Source organism: Intrasporangium sp. DVR (assembly GCF_040365325.1).
Lineage (GTDB): Bacteria > Actinomycetota > Actinomycetes > Actinomycetales > Dermatophilaceae > Intrasporangium.
Window position 1 is genome coordinate 1 of record NZ_BAABZW010000011.1, and the last position, 15,423, is coordinate 15,423.

At 66.7% G+C, this 15,423-nt stretch carries 13 protein-coding genes; 2 read left to right on the forward strand and 11 right to left on the reverse strand.

The annotated features are described in order from the left end of the window. The first annotated feature begins 122 nt into the window (after window positions 1–122). Window positions 123–1,106 (forward strand): quinone oxidoreductase family protein, encoded by a 984-nt coding sequence (locus ABWV20_RS09600; protein ID WP_353354864.1) that lies wholly within the window; start codon window positions 123–125, stop codon window positions 1,104–1,106. Between the two features lie 240 nt (window positions 1,107–1,346). On the opposite strand, the gene ABWV20_RS09605 is transcribed toward ABWV20_RS09600, so the two are convergent. The 10 genes from ABWV20_RS09605 to ABWV20_RS09650 form a co-directional block, all read right to left on the reverse strand. Next, a protein-coding gene (locus ABWV20_RS09605; protein ID WP_353354865.1) for an IS3 family transposase occupies window positions 1,347–2,512 on the reverse strand; the annotation gives its coding sequence in 2 pieces (ribosomal slippage) (window positions 1,347–2,225 and window positions 2,228–2,512; 1,164 coding nt in all). A 634-nt stretch (window positions 2,513–3,146) separates the two neighbouring features. Continuing rightward, window positions 3,147–4,238 (reverse strand): aminopeptidase, encoded by a 1,092-nt coding sequence (locus ABWV20_RS09610; protein ID WP_353354867.1) that lies wholly within the window; start codon window positions 4,236–4,238, stop codon window positions 3,147–3,149. Window positions 4,239–4,255: 17 nt separating this feature from the next. Beyond that, window positions 4,256–5,764 carry an FGGY-family carbohydrate kinase gene (locus tag ABWV20_RS09615; RefSeq protein WP_353354868.1) on the reverse strand — a complete coding sequence of 503 codons (1,509 nt, stop codon included), beginning with the start codon at window positions 5,762–5,764 and terminating at the stop codon, window positions 4,256–4,258. Beyond that, window positions 5,761–6,570: a BtpA/SgcQ family protein gene (locus ABWV20_RS09620; protein ID WP_353354869.1), complete on the reverse strand. Its 810-nt coding sequence runs from the start codon at window positions 6,568–6,570 to the stop codon at window positions 5,761–5,763. The genes ABWV20_RS09615 and ABWV20_RS09620 overlap by 4 nt, the downstream gene beginning before the upstream one ends. A 102-nt stretch (window positions 6,571–6,672) precedes the next feature. Next, window positions 6,673–7,296 (reverse strand): DAK2 domain-containing protein, encoded by a 624-nt coding sequence (locus ABWV20_RS09625; protein ID WP_353354870.1) that lies wholly within the window; start codon window positions 7,294–7,296, stop codon window positions 6,673–6,675. 5 nt (window positions 7,297–7,301) lie between these two features. Continuing rightward, window positions 7,302–8,303 (reverse strand): dihydroxyacetone kinase subunit DhaK, encoded by a 1,002-nt coding sequence (locus tag ABWV20_RS09630; RefSeq protein WP_353354871.1) that lies wholly within the window; start codon window positions 8,301–8,303, stop codon window positions 7,302–7,304. Between the two features lie 16 nt (window positions 8,304–8,319). Further along, window positions 8,320–9,411 carry an ABC transporter permease gene (locus tag ABWV20_RS09635; RefSeq protein ID WP_353354872.1) on the reverse strand — a complete coding sequence of 364 codons (1,092 nt, stop codon included), beginning with the start codon at window positions 9,409–9,411 and terminating at the stop codon, window positions 8,320–8,322. After that, window positions 9,408–10,442 (reverse strand): ABC transporter permease, encoded by a 1,035-nt coding sequence (locus ABWV20_RS09640; protein WP_353354873.1) that lies wholly within the window; start codon window positions 10,440–10,442, stop codon window positions 9,408–9,410. Before ABWV20_RS09640 ends, ABWV20_RS09635 begins: the two co-directional genes overlap by 4 nt. Beyond that, a complete protein-coding gene (locus ABWV20_RS09645) occupies window positions 10,439–11,938 on the reverse strand; it encodes a sugar ABC transporter ATP-binding protein (protein ID WP_353354875.1) in 1,500 nt (499 codons plus the stop codon). The genes ABWV20_RS09640 and ABWV20_RS09645 overlap by 4 nt, the downstream gene beginning before the upstream one ends. Window positions 11,939–12,020: 82 nt before the next feature. Further along, window positions 12,021–12,914, reverse strand: coding sequence for a substrate-binding domain-containing protein (locus tag ABWV20_RS09650; protein WP_353354876.1), 894 nt, complete (start codon window positions 12,912–12,914; stop codon window positions 12,021–12,023). Window positions 12,915–13,255: 341 nt separating this feature from the next. Between ABWV20_RS09650 and ABWV20_RS09655 the strand changes: the two genes are divergently transcribed. After that, window positions 13,256–13,993: a DeoR/GlpR family DNA-binding transcription regulator gene (locus tag ABWV20_RS09655; protein WP_353354877.1), complete on the forward strand. Its 738-nt coding sequence runs from the start codon at window positions 13,256–13,258 to the stop codon at window positions 13,991–13,993. Between the two features lie 83 nt (window positions 13,994–14,076). Here ABWV20_RS09655 and ABWV20_RS09660 read toward each other — a convergent pair whose 3' ends face one another. Next, complete coding sequence (locus ABWV20_RS09660; protein ID WP_353354878.1) at window positions 14,077–15,093, reverse strand: alcohol dehydrogenase catalytic domain-containing protein; 1,017 nt, start codon at window positions 15,091–15,093, stop codon at window positions 14,077–14,079. Between the last annotated feature and the right edge of the window lie 330 nt (window positions 15,094–15,423).

Here is a 15,423-nt window from a genome sequence, read left to right on the forward strand (position 1 = left end):
TACAAGTCAACGGCCTGACGACGGAACTCCTCGGAGTAGTTCTTGCGGGCCATGGTTCAGAATCATCTCGCTTCCCCAGCAGATGCTGGATTCAGCGTGTCCAAGAACCAGGGTCAGGCCCCGTGGCCCAGGTCGACCCACCCCAGCCCGGCGAAGGGATGGTGGCGATAGCCGTCACCTGGGCCGGCATCAACTTCAAGGACGTCATGCAGCGGCGCGGGGACTCGGGCTACGCGGACAGTTACCCTGTGGCCCCCGGCCTCGAGGTCAGCGGCACGATCATCGCCGCCGGCCCCGGCGTGCCGGCCGACAGCGTCGGACGACGAGTCTGCGCCGTCACAGCCAACGGCGGGTTGGCCGAGGTGGCTGTGGCCGACTGGTCGCTCACCGTAGACATTCCGGACGGCGTCTCGGACCGTTCCGCCGCTGCCGCGCCTGGGGCGCTCACCAGCGCGGCACTGCTGGTTGATGCCTTTGGGCGGGTGCGGGCCGGGGACGTACTCCTGGTGCACTCGGCGGCCGGAGCAGTCGGTCGGGCAGTGGCACAGGTCGCCCGACACCGAGGTGCCGCGCGCCTCATCGGCATGGTCGGCGCCCCCTCACGGGTTTCGGCGGCACAGACGAACGGATACGACGAGGTCCTAGTTCGCGGTGACACAACTCCCGAAGCCCTGAGGGCAATGCTCCACCGAGCGCCCATCGATCTCATCATCGATCCGCTCGGGACCGCCATGATGGACTTCGATCTCCAGGTTTCGGGGCCGGGCAGCCGGATCATCATTTCCGGAAACGCGCCGGGAGGGCCGATGGCCGCAACCCCCGACATCCGGGCCCTGATGGGAATGGGAGTCCAGATAGGAGGATTCAGCCTCTCAGCGCTCATGGCGCGCTCTCCCGATCTGGTTGCGAAAGCGATGCGGCAGGTGCTGGAACTGTTACGGGATGGCATCCTGGTACCCGAGTTGACCACCGTTCCCGAACTGGCCGCGGTCCCAGGAATCCACGACGCCCTAGCCGCTGGGGCGGGTCAGGGAAAGTACGTCGTCGACATCGCCGCACAGCTGCCGAGGGCCGAGGCGCGCCGTGCGAGCGCCGGCAAGGTTTGACAGGCGCGCCGACTTGCTCATAACGAAAGGGGCTGACACTCACGCGTGGACGAATCTGTGGCTCCTGCCTTGCTGCTGAGTTTGTCGTCGCGCCTCACGGTCTCCAACGCACGGCACGGCAGCACAGGGCCTGTCCGAAGAGGTACAAGTTCGTCTACCGGATGCGAGGGTCAACCGTTGGTCGGCAGGGCGGGTCTCCGCCTCAACGGGGACTGCTGCACGAACGGGTGACAGGTTGGGTCAGGCTGCCTGAGTGGCAGGTGTGGTCATGATGGTCTCGAACTCGATCGGGGTCAATCGGCCCAGAGCGTCCTGACGGCGCCGGCGGTGGTAGGTGCGTTCGATCCAGGTGACGATGGCGATCCGCAGCTCCTGTCTGGTGGCCCACTGGCGCCGGTCGAGCACGTTCTTCTGCAGCAGCGCGAAGAAGCTCTCCATGGCGGCGTTGTCACCGGTTGCCCCGACCTTTCCCATCGAGCCGACCATCTCGTGCCGCTGTAGGGCGCGGACGAACTTCCTTGACCTGAACTGCGACCCACGGTCGGTGTGCAGGATGCAACCGGCGACCTGACCGCGCCGGGCGACCGCGCCGGCGAGGGCGTCGACGGCCAGGCGCGACTTCATCCGGTCGCCGATCGAGTAGCCCACGATCCGGTTGGAGTAGACGTCCTTGATCGCGCAGAGATAGAGCTTGCCCTCGCCGGTGCGGTGCTCGGTGATGTCCGAGAGCCACAGCCGGTTCGGCGCGTCGGCGGTGAAGTCGCGTTTGACGAGGTCGTCGTGGACCGGCGGGCCGGGCTTCTTGCCGTTCTTGCCGCGCTTCTTGCCGAACGCGCTCCACCAGCCGTTCACGGAGCAGACCCGCCACATGGTCCGGTCGCAGGCCTGGTGGCCGGCGTCGCGGGCCTCGTCGGCCAGGTACCGGTAGCCGAACTCCGGGTCCTCGCAGTGGGCGTCGAACAGCGCGTTGGCCAGGTGCGCCTCGGCCAGCTCCGTGGCCGTGACCGGGTCGGCGAGCCAGCGGTAGTAGGGCTGGCGGGCGATCTTCAGGACCCGGCACGTCACCGCGACAGGGATCCCGTCGGCGGCGAGCTCACGGACGAGCGGGTACATCATTTTCCCGGCAGGTTCGCCTGCGACAGGTAGGCCGCGGCCCGTCGGAGCACCTCGTTCTCCTGCTCGAGCAGACGGATCCGCTTCCTGGCCTCGCGCAGCTCGGCATTCTCGGCCGCGGTGGCTCCCGGCTTGACGCCGTCCTCGACGTCGGCGTCACGCATCCAGTTACGCAGACACGACTCAGCGATCCCGAAGTCGGCCGCGATCTGCTTGAGCGACTGTCCCGGCTCGCGGCCACGGGCGACGTTCACGACGTCGTCACGGAACTCTCTGGGGTAGGGCTTGGGCACGGTGCACATCCTTCCAGCGGCGCCTCGTGGCGCCACAGATCAGATGTCACCTATCCGTGCAGCAGTCCCACGGAGGCGGTGCACACGTCCGTCGCCGTTAGGCCGATGACCTGCACAGAGACCGCGGACCACGCGCTCTTGCGGCGCGGTCCGCACAGACAGCCGTTGACGTTCCGATGCATCCGGTGGGCGTCGTGAGCCTCCGGAACTGCGCATGCTCCCTGGCGCGTCGAAATCGCGGACAAGTTGCCACGAACACCTTTCCAAGCTAGCTTCGCGCACTGACGCCCGAGAGGCCCTGACCAGTGTTTCCGCAGGTCAGGGCCTCTTTTCGTTGCGCATCGTGGCAGGTGAAGGATTCGAACCTTCGTAGCTTTCGCGACGGATTTACAGCCCATGGGACTCCCAGCGCTGACCGGTTGCCAGTCACCCGATCTTCCAGTTTCCGCACAATTTCTGCACTGTCAGTCGCGCCGGCCCGTAGCCAGCCGGTCACCAACGGATTTGGGTCCAAGGTGGGCCTACCGAGAAGGACCCCTACAGATGGGCCGGAGATGAGTGCGGTCGTCGGCTCGCGTGGGCGCGTCCGCAGGAGCGTTGTGATGAGCTGCGGAAAGAGGTGCCCAAAGTCTGCCTACAGCTGCGTGTTCGGGACCAAGGCTTCCTTCAGGGGTACCTGAACGACTCCGTCGCGGATCAGCCACTCGTCGTCCACCCGGAGGGAGCCGCGCGGCATGCCGTCGGTGCCGCGCAGGTCCTTGACGATGTCCCAGTGCAGTGCCGAGAGATTTACGCCGCCGCACTCTGGGTAGGCCCTGCCAGGAGCGAGGTGGACGGTGCCGCAGATCTTCTCGTCGATGAGCAGATCGCCAGTCATGGTAGTGAGCGCGGCGTTGGTCCCGATGCCGAGCTCTCCGATACGCCGCGCGCCGGCGTCCCCATCCAGCAGCTGGCGCACGAAGTCGATTCCCTCGGAGGCGCGCTCGGCCACGATGAGACCCTCCTCGAGGTCGAGTTCAAGGTCCTTGATGCGCACCCCGCCGAAGTAGAACGCACCCGGGAAGCGGATTCGGCCCTCAACTTGCGTCTCGACGGGCGCGGTCGCGATCTCACCGTCGGGCCAGTTGGACGCGCCAGCGAACGGCACCCAGCGCCTGCCTTCGAGACCGAGCTCCAGCCGCCCCCAGGTGTCCTCGATCACCGCGATGCGGCCTCCGCCCAGACGATCGCACAGCACCTGCATGCGGCGGTGGGCGTCGGCCCAGTCCGCGTCGAAAGACGCCGACCACTCTCGGAGGAGCACGTCTGCATCGAGGCCTAGCGCGTCCGCCCACTGGGGCGTAGGTACCCGCACGATGGCCCATCGAGTGCCTTGCCAGCGCATCGCCGACACCAGACCGCGTCCATGGCGCAGCGCCGCGATCCGGCTGGGGTCCGCGTCCACTTGCGGGCTTGTCATGGCTCGGAACGAGACGTGGACGTCGGACCACTTCATCGCGGTGGCCTCGAGCGGCATCGGCTCCTGGAGTGTGTCGGGGTTGGCGTGGCGCAGCGCGCTGGCGTCGAACCGTTCGTCTGTGGCAAGGACCTGCACGACGGCCCCTCGCCGCCAGCCTTCCTCCACGAAGGCCGCGACCGCATCCATTGCTGAGGTGTCGGTCACGAAGACGGAGACTCGGTCGCCGGCCGACACAACGACGCCATCGGCGACCAGGCGGGCGATCATGGGCCAGTCCACTGACGTCACTTCGGTTCCCTCTCGCCCGTCCGCCTGGCGCGGCTCCAGGGCGCGAGCGCCCGGTAGAGCTCGACGTAAGCCTCGTGGTCGGCGCGCAGCAGGGTCGCATGCTGCTCGTCCGGCTCCACGGCTCGGTGCTCGGGCCACCATGGAGACTCGGGATCCAGCTCGGCGAGAGTTCCTACCGCGTGCGCGGCGAGGAGCGCATCGCCGTAAGCTGCGCCCGGGGAATCGGCTACCTGCTGGGTGAGGCCGGTGACCGTGGACACCGTTCGGGTGATGATCTCGTTCTTGGTGGCGCCTCCGATGGCCACGACTCGCTGGATAGGGATGTCGGCCCGTTCGTAGGTGAGGATCGCTTCGGCCACGGCGTGCCCGGTCCCCTCCAAGACGGCCCGAGCGACGTCGGCGCGCGTGTGCTCAAGACCCAGGCCGGCGACCGCGCCGCGGCTGTCGGGGTCCTGGAATGGCGTTCGCTCCCCGGCCAGGTGTGGGAGCGCGATGACGCCGCGGGCACCGGGCGGCGAGCCCCCAGCCAGCTCCAGGAGACGGCCGAACGTCACCGCGTCATCGGTGTCGGTGAGATTCAGCAGGTCCGCGAGCCATCGTGTCGCCGTTCCAGTCGTGGCTGTCCCCGCCGCCAGGACATACGTTCCCTCGAACACGAACGGTGCCGCCCACAGCGCCTTGTCGGTGAGCGGCCTCGACCCGACGCGGATGAAGTACCCGCTCGAGCCGTACATCGCCATGAGCGAGCCGTCGGTGACGACGCCCGCCGCGACCGCTTCGGCCGGGGCGTCCGTGGTACCAACGATCACCGGAGTGCCCACCGGCAGCCCGGTGGCGGCAGCCGCCGCGTCGTGGACTCTCCCCGCAACTGCGGTCGTCCACTGCACGGGGGGTAGGCGGTCCTCCGTGACGATGTCCTCGCATCCGGAGAGATCCCACCTCCGTTCGCGGAGGTTGTACAAGGGGTGGAAGTAGCCCGCGGTGGCGTGGTCGATGGCGACCTCGCCGGTCAGTCTCGCTACCAGCCAGGACTGGCTGGTCATGAACCAACGGGCGCGCTCCCATACTTCCGGCTCTTCGTCCCTGAGCCAAGCGATCTTCGGCCCGGTCGACTGGCTGGTCAAGGGGTTCCCGCAGCGGCGGAAGATCTCCTCTGCGCCCAGCCGCTCGGTTAACACCTCGATTTGTCGCGTGGCACGGGTATCGACCCCATAGAGGATCGCCGGCCGCAGAGGCCTAAGGTCCTCATCCACCGCCACGATGCACGGGCCGATGGCGCTGACAGCAACGGCGCGCACCTCAGAGCCGCGGGGATGCTGCATCAACTCCCTCGCGATCGCGGTGACATCTGCCCACCAGTCCGACTCTGGGTCATGTTCGACGTGACCAGGGCGCGGCGTCGAGATGCCATGCCGCCGGCGGGCCATGGCGAGGACCTCGCCGTCGGCATCGACGAGCACCCCCTTGGTCTCGAAGGTGCCGACGTCGATGCCGACGAAGGTCATGCCCTCAGCTCCTTCACCACCTGCATGAGCTCGGCGACACGGGCGGGATCGACCTGGTTGGCGAAGATCCCGTCGCGCTTGAGTGAGGTGCCGACGATGGCGGCGTCCGCAAACTGCAGGCTCTCGGCCACCGTCTCGGGCCGGACGCCGGTGTTGACGAACACGGGCACATCGCCGGCGTTCTCCTTGACCACGGCCAAGGTCGAGGTGTCGGTGGCGGCACCGGCCGTCAGGCCGGATACACAAAGCCCGTCGGGAGCTCCGTTGAACACCGTGGACTTCGTCAGCTGGGCGAGGTCGCGGCTCGCCAGGTAGGCAGCCGCTTCGGGGACGATGTTGTAGAGGAGCCGCACTCCCTGCGCCCCCATGCGGGCGCGGTGGCGGGCAGCCTTGCCGACATCGGTGTTCCACATACCGAAGTCCGACGCGTACACCCCGGTGAAGACCTCACGAACGAATGCCGCGCCAGTCGCCACTGCCAGGTCGATCGAGGCGACGCCGTCCCAGAGGACATTGACCCCGAACGGGATTCCCAGCTCCGAGCGGACCTCGCCGATGACGCGGGCCATGGACACTGCGGTGATCGGCTCGGTCGTGGTCAGGTACGGCAGGCTGAACTCGTTGGAGATCAGGACGCCTTCGACCCCGCCCTCCTGCAGGGCGGCCAGCTCCTCGCGCGCATGCGCGAGGACCTTGTCCATTCCACCGGCCGCGTCGTAGGAGGGGTCGCCCGGAAGCGGCAGCAGGTGGCACATGCCAATGATCGGCTTGGAGACGTCGAAGACCTCATTCAGCCAGGAGTTCATTCTCTTCGTTTCCTCTCGTCTGGTCTCGCGCGGTGCGCGACGTTGAATGGCCAGTCGCGCACCTGGCGGTCTGGCATAGCTCTGCGGGCCGTGCTGCTGTTGTCAGTGCGACGTCTGGGATGTGCGGGCCCACGCCTCCACGAGGCGTTGAAACGCCGTCGCGCCGGGATCGGGCAGCCCGATGCTGCGCTCCTGCAGCCACGACGCGCGTCCACGGCGTGACTGCAGCCCGGTGGTCTCCTCGACGGCGCGGCCGGCCGCGGCGACCACTGAAGCGGTTGCCTCCGTGGAGTCGGTCGATGCGCGAAGCGCGTCAGCGGCCGCGGCAATTCCGTCGAGGATGGTCTTGTCCCCCACCTCGGTCTTGCCACGCTGGGAGATGCTGGCCGCCGCCGCGGCGACGAAGTCGGTCGCCTCGCCGAGACCGATCTCCGTCTTGCCCTCCCAGGTCCGTGACCCGTTGAGCAGCGCGCCGGCCACGAGCGCCGCCATGGTGGACGGGTTCGCATTGGCGAACGCCTTGGCGCAGGTGCGCGCGATGTCTGTGGGGGTGGCGTCGTCGCCGAGCTTCTCGAGCTCGGCGTTGACCGCGTTCGACCCAGCGGTGACCGTGATGCCCAGGTCCCCGTCGCCGAGTGCCTGGTCCAGGTCACGCAGCTCGTCAGCGGACTCGATGAGGATGGTGAGGCTGCTGCGGATCTGCTGGTTCAGCTCTTTGCTGTTCACTCGGATCAGCGCTCCTGGAAGAACGGCGACCGTGCCGGGGCGTTGAGCAGTGCGAGACGGTTGTCATCGAGCTCGAGCAGCGAGATGGACGCGCCCGCCATCTCCAAGCTGGTCGCGTACTCGCCGACGTACTTCTTGACGATGGTGATCCCGCGATCGGCGAGGATCTGGTGCGTGCGGCGGTAGAGCAGGTACAGCTCCTCGAGCGGGGTGGCTCCCAGTCCGTTGACGAGCACAGCCACCTGCGCCCCTTCGGTCAGGCCGAGGTCTTCGACCAGCGCCTGGACGAAGTGGTCAGCGATCTCGTCGGCAGTCTCGAGCGGGCCGCGGCGGGAGCCGGGCTCGCCGTGGATGCCGATACCGATCTCCATCTCGCCGTCCGGCAGCTCGAAGCTCGGCTTTCCCGTCGTCGGCAGGATGGTTGGTGCCAGACCGATGCCGATGGTGGCGGTGTGCTCGATGACGTCCTCGGCGACAGCGGCCACCTGGTCTAGAGAATCGCCGCGCTCGGCGGCAGCACCGGCTGCCTTGTAGGCGAAGAAGATGCCGGCCACGCCGCGCCGGTCCTGCTTGCGGTCCTTCGGCTGGCTGGCCACGTCGTCGCGGCCCAGCACGGTGCGAGTCTCGATGCCCTCGAGCTCGGCGAGGTCGCTGGCGAGGTCGAAGTTGAAGACGTCCCCACCATAGTTGCCGTACAGGTAGAGCACTCCGGCGCCACCGTCGACGGCCTTGGTGGCTTGGAAGATCTGGTCGGAGCTGGGCGAGCTGAACACGTTGCCGATGGCCACACCGGAGCACAGCCCCTCACCGACGTATCCCTTGAAGAGGGGCAGGTGGCCCGAGCCGCCGCCGGTGACGATGCCGACCTTGTTGGCGTTCGGCGCGTCCGCGCGCACGAGGACACGGATGTCGTCGCCGGGTGTCTTCACCAAGTCCGGATGTGCGAGAAGGATGCCCTCGACGAACTCGTCGACGAAGTTCTCGGGGTTGTTGATGATCTTCTTCATGGCATTCGGTCCGTTCTCAGTTCTGGACGGGGGTGGGGACTGCGTCGGGAGGCACGGGGGGTGCGGGTCGTGGTGGTCGGCGCCGGAACTTGACGTGGTCGAGAATCATGACGCCGATCAGGATGCTGCCTTGGGCGATGGCGTACTGGTAGGCGGAGAGACGAAGCGCGGTGAAGCCGCTCGAGACCACCTGCAGGGTCAGTGTGGCCAGCACGACGCCGAGCACGGTCGCGAAGCCGCCCATGGGATTGGTCCCTCCGAGGACGACGATCACGATGACCAGCAGCACGTAGCTGCTGCCGTAGTCGGCGCTGGCCGACGGGTTCCGGCTGAGGAACAGCAGCCCGGCGAGGGAAGCCAGCAGTCCACTGGTGATGTAGGTCATCATCAACGTCCTTCGGGGGCTGATGCCGGAGTATCGGGCTGCTACGGGGTTGGCTCCTTGGAGCTGGACCTTGCGTCCCATCGGAGTCCTGTTGATCATCACGGCCAGTGCGGCGGCGGCCGCTACCAGGATGAGCATGAGCAGGGGAACTCCGAGCACTCCGGTCCGACCCATGGTCCGCAACGCCGTCGGGGCCCCGGAGATGGTCACGCCTCCGGTCCAGACCAGCGCGAGGCCGTTGTAGAGCTGCATCGTGCCGAGCGTCGCCAGAATGGGGGTGATCCCCACGACGCTGATCAACACGCCGTTGATGGCGCCGAGGATAAGCCCGACTCCGAGGCCGGCGAGCAGGAACAGAGGCGTCATCTGCTCCGCCGCGGCTTGGCCCTGCGCGGTGAGCGCCGCGGTGTAGAGCGAGGACACGGTGATGGCCGCGCCGTTCGCCATCGCCACGACGGACAGGTCAATCCCTCCGGTGAGCATGGAGATCATGACGGCGAGGGAGAGAAGTCCGATCTCCGGTGCTGCAATGCCGATGTTGGTCAGGTTGACCGAGTTGAGGAAGATCCCCGGCCGGAGGATGGCGAAGAAGGTGAAGGTCAGCACCAGGAGAAGCGCCATCCGGCCGACTCCTCGAGCCACGTGCACACGCTCGATGGCGGAGGACCACGCCGAGCTGGCGCGGTCGTTGACGTCCCGAAGGCCACGCATCTTCTCGCTCACGCCAGGACCTCCTTCGGTTCAGCGGGCTCATCGACCGCGACGGTTCGCCGCCGGGCCCGGCCGGCAGCCACTGCCTGGATGCCGACACCCAGGAGCAGGAGCACGCCCACTGCTGCCCGTTGCCATGTGCTCGGGATCCCCAGGAGGACCAGGTTGTTGTTGATCAGCTGGACGAGGACGACACCGAGCACCGTGCCCAGCACGGACCCTCTGCCGCCGAAGATCGAGGCGCCGCCAAGGACGACGGCGGCGATGATGTCGAGCTCGGTTCCGACCAGGCTCTGGGGGTTCGCGTTGCGCCCGAGGATGACGTGTAGCACGCCGCCGAAGGCCGCCAGGGCGCCGACGAGCACGTACAGGATGATCTGGGTGCGCACGACCCGGATGCCGACACGCCTCGCTGCCTCAGTGTCTCCGCCGATGGCGTAGATGCTCCGGCCGAAGAGGGTCCGTCGCAGCAGGAGCGCGACGAGGACGGTGACGATTGCTACCGGGACGATCATGAAGTGCAGGTAGCCGCCTCCCCGCACGTCCACCAAGTGAGCCCGTGAGAGGTCGTTGACGGAGGCAGGCAGGCGGGCAGCCGAGATGTAGGCCGATCCCACGTAGGCGATGAGGATGCCCTTGAAGATGCTCTGTGTGCCCAGGGTGACGATCAGTGTGGGCAGGCGGAAGCGCGCGATGACGACACCGTTGAGCAGGCCTAGGAGCGCCCCCACGGCCATCGCAATGGCGAACACCAGCAGCGGTCCTTGGTCCGTACCGCCCTCAATGGCCCATTTCACGGACGCGTAGGCGGCGAAGATGCCGATTGCCAGGAACGAGACGTCGATCCCTCCGGAGATCAGAACGAGCAGCACACCGAGCGCGAAGATGAGGGGGACCATTGAGCTGCGGACCAGGGCAAAGAAGGTGCTGGCCGTGAAGAAGGCGGGGCTCGCGAAGGCCATCGCGACGACGACCACAAGGATGACGGCGACCAGAAGGCCTTCGTTGTTGGGGCCGCGCAACCGTGCCAGCGTCCCGCTCATGCCGCCATCCTTCGCTCGATCTCATGGGCATCGACTTGGTCGCCAGAAAGCTCGGCGACGACACGCCCCTCGTGAACGACAAGGACCCGGTGACAGCTGGTGACCAGCTCGGGGATGTCGTCGGAGATGACCACGACGCCGACTCCCGCGGCCGCTTGCTCGCGCAGGATTCCGATGATCTGTTCCTTCGAGCCCACGTCCACGCCGACGGTCGGTCCGTTGAGGATCAACACCTTTGGCTTGCGATCCAGCCACTTGGCGATGACCACACGTTGCGCGTTTCCCCCGGAGAGGCTTCGGACGACGGCCCCGACGTTCGGGGCCTGGATACGCAGGCGGCGGAAGAGGTCAGTGATGGAGTCACGAACCCGTCGCCGGTCCAGCAGGCCCGTCCGTGTGCGGTAGCTGTCGAGGGATGAGGCGATGAGGTTGTCGGCGATCGACACATCCAGGAACAGTCCCTGGGTGAGGCGGTCCTCCGGCACGTAGCCTATGCCAGCGGAGACTGCGTCACGGATGGAGCGAATCCGTCGCACCTTGCCGCCCACGCGGATCGTCCCGGAGTCGGCGGGGTGGATGCCGAAGATCGCCTCCGCGATCTCGGAGCGCCCCGAGCCAAGGAGGCCGGTGATGCCGAGGATCTCGCCTGCCCGAAGGGCGAAGCTCACGTCGGTGAAACCTCCTGCGCGACTGAGGTTTTCCACCTGCAAGAGGATCGGTGCATCCGGGGCCACGTCGCTGACCAAGCGCTCCTCGCTGACCTCCCGGCCAGTCATAGCCTTGGCGATGGAACGAGCGGTGTGATCGGAGGCCGGGCCCGATTCGACGAGCTCCCCGTTGCGCAGCACCGTGACCCGTTGGGAGATTCGCAGCACCTCGTCGAGCTTGTGGCTGACGAACATGACCGCGACTCCGCGAACCTGCAGCCGTCGCACGACCGTGAAGAGACGATCCACCTCGGTGTGCGTGAGCGCTGTGGTGGGCTCGTCCATGATCAGGACCTTGGCGTCGTTGACCAAGGCCCGGCAGATAGCGATCAACTGGCGGTCCGCGACCGGTAGGTCGATGACGTCAGCCTCAAGGTCGAGACGTAGCCCCAGGTCAGCCACGACCCGACGCGCCTCTGCGCTGATACGTCTGCGGGATGAGATCTTGCGACCTTGGGCGAGCTCGCTGAGCATGGCAATGTTCTCTGCGGCCGTGAGATTCGGGAAGAGCGAGAAATCTTGGTAGATCACCTGCACGCCGCTGTGGATCGCGTCGTTCGGCGTCAGGTGGGCGTGGACCTGCCCATCGATAGCGACGGTGCCCGAATCGGGCTTCTCCACGCCGCTGATGATCTTGATGAGCGTCGACTTGCCGCTGCCGTTCTCGCCTGCGAGGCAGTGGACCTCACCCGGAAGTAGCTGCAGCGAGACGTTCCTGAGGGCATGGACGCCCCCATACGTCTTGACGACGTCTCGGACCTCGAGGACGGGTGCATCTGACGGGGTCATGACGGCATCCCTCTGCTTGGCAACGTGACTCGGGTGGGGCCGGCTAGGCCCGACGCCACCCGAGTCACGATGAGGTGTCGGACTAGAAGTCGTACTGGTCGACGTTCTTCAGGTCAACTGCCACACCGGCGTTGCCGGCGAAGGCATTGTCAGCCCCTTCGAGCTTGACGAGCGACTCGTAGCCGGGCACGCCCAAGTTCGTGCCCTCTTCGATCTTGCCGCCCTCAGCGAGGATCTTGGCGACGGCCAGCTGCGCCTTGCCAGCCATGGCCGGGTCCCAGAAGAAGATCTTGTCGATCGCGCCGCTGTCGAGGTAACCCCGAGCGACGGACGGGATGCTCGTCCCCATCACGCAGACGTCGTCCGTCTTGCCGGCCTCTTCCACGGCGCGGCCGATGCCAACCACGTCCGTACCCGCGGAGCCCTGGAACGCCTTGATGTTCGGGTACTTCGCGAGCAGCTCCTTGGCCTTGTTGTACGCGACCTCCTCGTTCTCCTCGGACTCGATCGGGTCCTCGGCACGCTTCATCTCGGGGAAGTCAGCCTGCTGCTTCTCGTAGGCACCCTGCACCCACTCCGAGTGAGAGCCGTTCGTCAGGCGACCGACGAACTGGACGTACTCGCCCTTGCCGCCCGTGCAGGCGCCAAGGTTCTCCATGATCTGGGCGCCGTACGCCTTGTTCTCGAAGCCCTCGATGTTGATGTCGACGTTCTTGATGCCGACAGCCTCGTGGCTCACGACCACGATGCCAGCATCCCGGGCCTGGCCGAGGACGCTCTCGAGCCCGGCGAGGTCATTCGGAACGACCGAGATCGCCGTGGGCTTCTGCGCGATCAGGTCCTGGATGATCGAGACCTGACCCTCGTTGGTCGCCTCGGACGGGCCCTCCTGCCGAGCGTCGAGCCCGGTCTCCGTGGCCCACTCCTTGACGCCGACCTCCATGCGGTCGAACCAGCCGATGCCGGTCGCCTTCACGATGACGACGTACGCTCCGTCGCTACCGCCCGTGGCACCAGCGCCGCCAGTCGCTCCGGCACCCGGGTCTTGTTCACTAACCGAACTGCAGGCCACCAGCGCCATCGCGAGCGCGCTGACCATGACTCCACTGGCAAGTCTCCTGTGCCTCATGTGGTCACTCCCTTGTGATTTGTGCACTGCGCCACGGCCAATTGCGATGGCGGGCAGCGACGACGCTACGACCCTTTCGCGCACGCTGTCAATGGAATCCCGCAGAATTCTGCTCACCTTCAAGCGCGCTCCTGCGCGCTTTCGCGCAAGCCGCGCGCTAGAGTGGTGCGCTGAGGAAGGGGGTCGCAATGTCGCGACAAGCACAGACGGTGGAGCTTCTGCTCGAGCGCGGATTCGTGTCGGTCACCGATCTGGCCAAGCACTTCGGAGTGACCGAGTCCACCGTCCGGCGCACTTTGGCCGAGCTGGAGGCGCGTGATCTCGTGCAGCGGACGCACGGCGGCGCACTTCCGGTCCGGCAGACCGACGCGCCGATGGACCTGAAGCAGACCCTCCACCAAGCCGAGAAGCGTGCCATCGGCAAGGCGATGGCACAGCGGATCCTCCCCGGGCAGACCGTCCTCCTCGACAGCGGCTCGACCACTCTCGAGGTTGCCCGGCACTTGAGCGCCCGCCAGTTGACCGTCGTGACCAACGACCTGCTGATCGGGACGGCCATCGCCGAGAGGCAGAATGCCCATCTGGTGTTCGTCGGCGGTGAGCTGCTGCCCAATGTCTACACGATGTGGGGGCCGACCTCGGTCCAGCAACTGCAGAACCTGCGCGTCAACGTGGCGGTGTTCGGCGCCGACACCGTGACCGAGGACGGCATCTACAACACGTCGAGCTACGAGCTCGAGGTCAAGCGCACCATGCGATCCATCGCCACTGAAGCCTTCCTCGTCGCGGACAGCTCGAAGTTCGGCCGTGAGGCCCTCTTCAAGGTGTTCGAACTGGACACCTTCACGGCGTGCATCACTGACGAGTACATGTCGGCCATCCGCGCGGCACAGTTCCCTGTGCCGCTGATCCGCGTCAAGCCGTGACCCTAGACGGGCTTCGGGCCGCGCGGATTCAGCCGCTTCGCAGCAGCGCCCGTAGCCGAACGGCTAGGGCTGCTCCTTGGGGTCTACTCGTGCTCGTTCACCAGAACCGCCCGCGAGCGCAGTGATCCCGCGGCGAGTCGCTCCAACGCCTGCTCCGCCTGCTCCATCGAGAACCTCTCGACGACCGTGCGGATCTTCCCTTCGGCCGCAAGCTGCAGCACGGTGCGCATCTGGTCACGATTGCCCAGGAGAGAGCCCTTGATGGTCTGCCCGGTGTTGAAGTGGAACTCGTCCAGCTTGATGGGGACGCCGTTCACCAGCGTGCCGCCCCACTTGAGAGTCTGCAGGGCCTGGGCCGTGACCGCATCCGAGCCGGCGAACGTGAGCACGGCGTCTGCAGTCCCCGCGATCGCTGCCATCGCGTCGGGATCCGTGGAGTCCACGCTGCGGGCGGCGCCCAGCTCAAGGGCGACATCAAGGTGCGCCTGCGTGCGCCCGACAGCCACAACTTCGGCGCCCGTCAGAACCGCCATCTGAACTGCCATGTGACCGACGCCGCCCAAGCCGAACACCGCGACGACGCTGCCCGGCCCGACGTCGAGCTTGTCGACCGCGCCGTAGGCCGTGATGCCGGGGCAGAACAGCGGCGCCGCCTCCACGAGGTCGAGCGCCTCCGGCACCGCATAGGTGTGCGCCGCGTGAGCGAGCATGAACTGGCCGTATCCACCGTCGACGTGCTCGCCCGTAATGATCCGCTGGTGACAGAGCTGCTCACGACCAGTGGTGCAGAACTCGCACTCTTCGCAGGTCCACCACAAGGGCTGGACGCCAACGGGATCCCCGACGGCGAACTCGGTAACGCCCTCGCCGAGGGCCGCGACGCGTCCCGTGACTTCGTGACCCGGGACGATAGGGCTGATGGCAGGCACTCCGCCGTCCACCCAGTCCCCCTCGATCATGTGCAGGTTGGACCGGCACACTCCACACGCAACGACTTCCATGAGGATCTGCCCTGGACCGGGCTCCGGCCGATCGGTTTCAGCCCATCGAAGAGGGTTGTCGACCAAAGGAGCGGGTGTCAGCAGCTGGTTGGCGTGCATAGTCGTCACGCGCCGACTATAAGCCTCACGGGTAGGCCAGTAGCCGAGACGCCATAACGAGCCACGTGGGACTGGTCACTAAGCCTCGATCCACCGATGAAGTTGGTCGGGTGAGCGTGCCGTAACGACGAGGTGCCCTGCCGTGCTGAGAGATTGGGACTTGCGACGGTTCCAAACACCTCAACCCGGAAGGGCACCTCTGGGATGCGACTCTCTCACACTCTCGGCCGGACGTCGGTGGCGTTCGACGACCCGAATCTCGTGTCGGCCGCCGGGCTGGTCCCGCTGCCTGCACTCGCGGACCGGGCCGGGCTGCGGGAACTGGCCGAC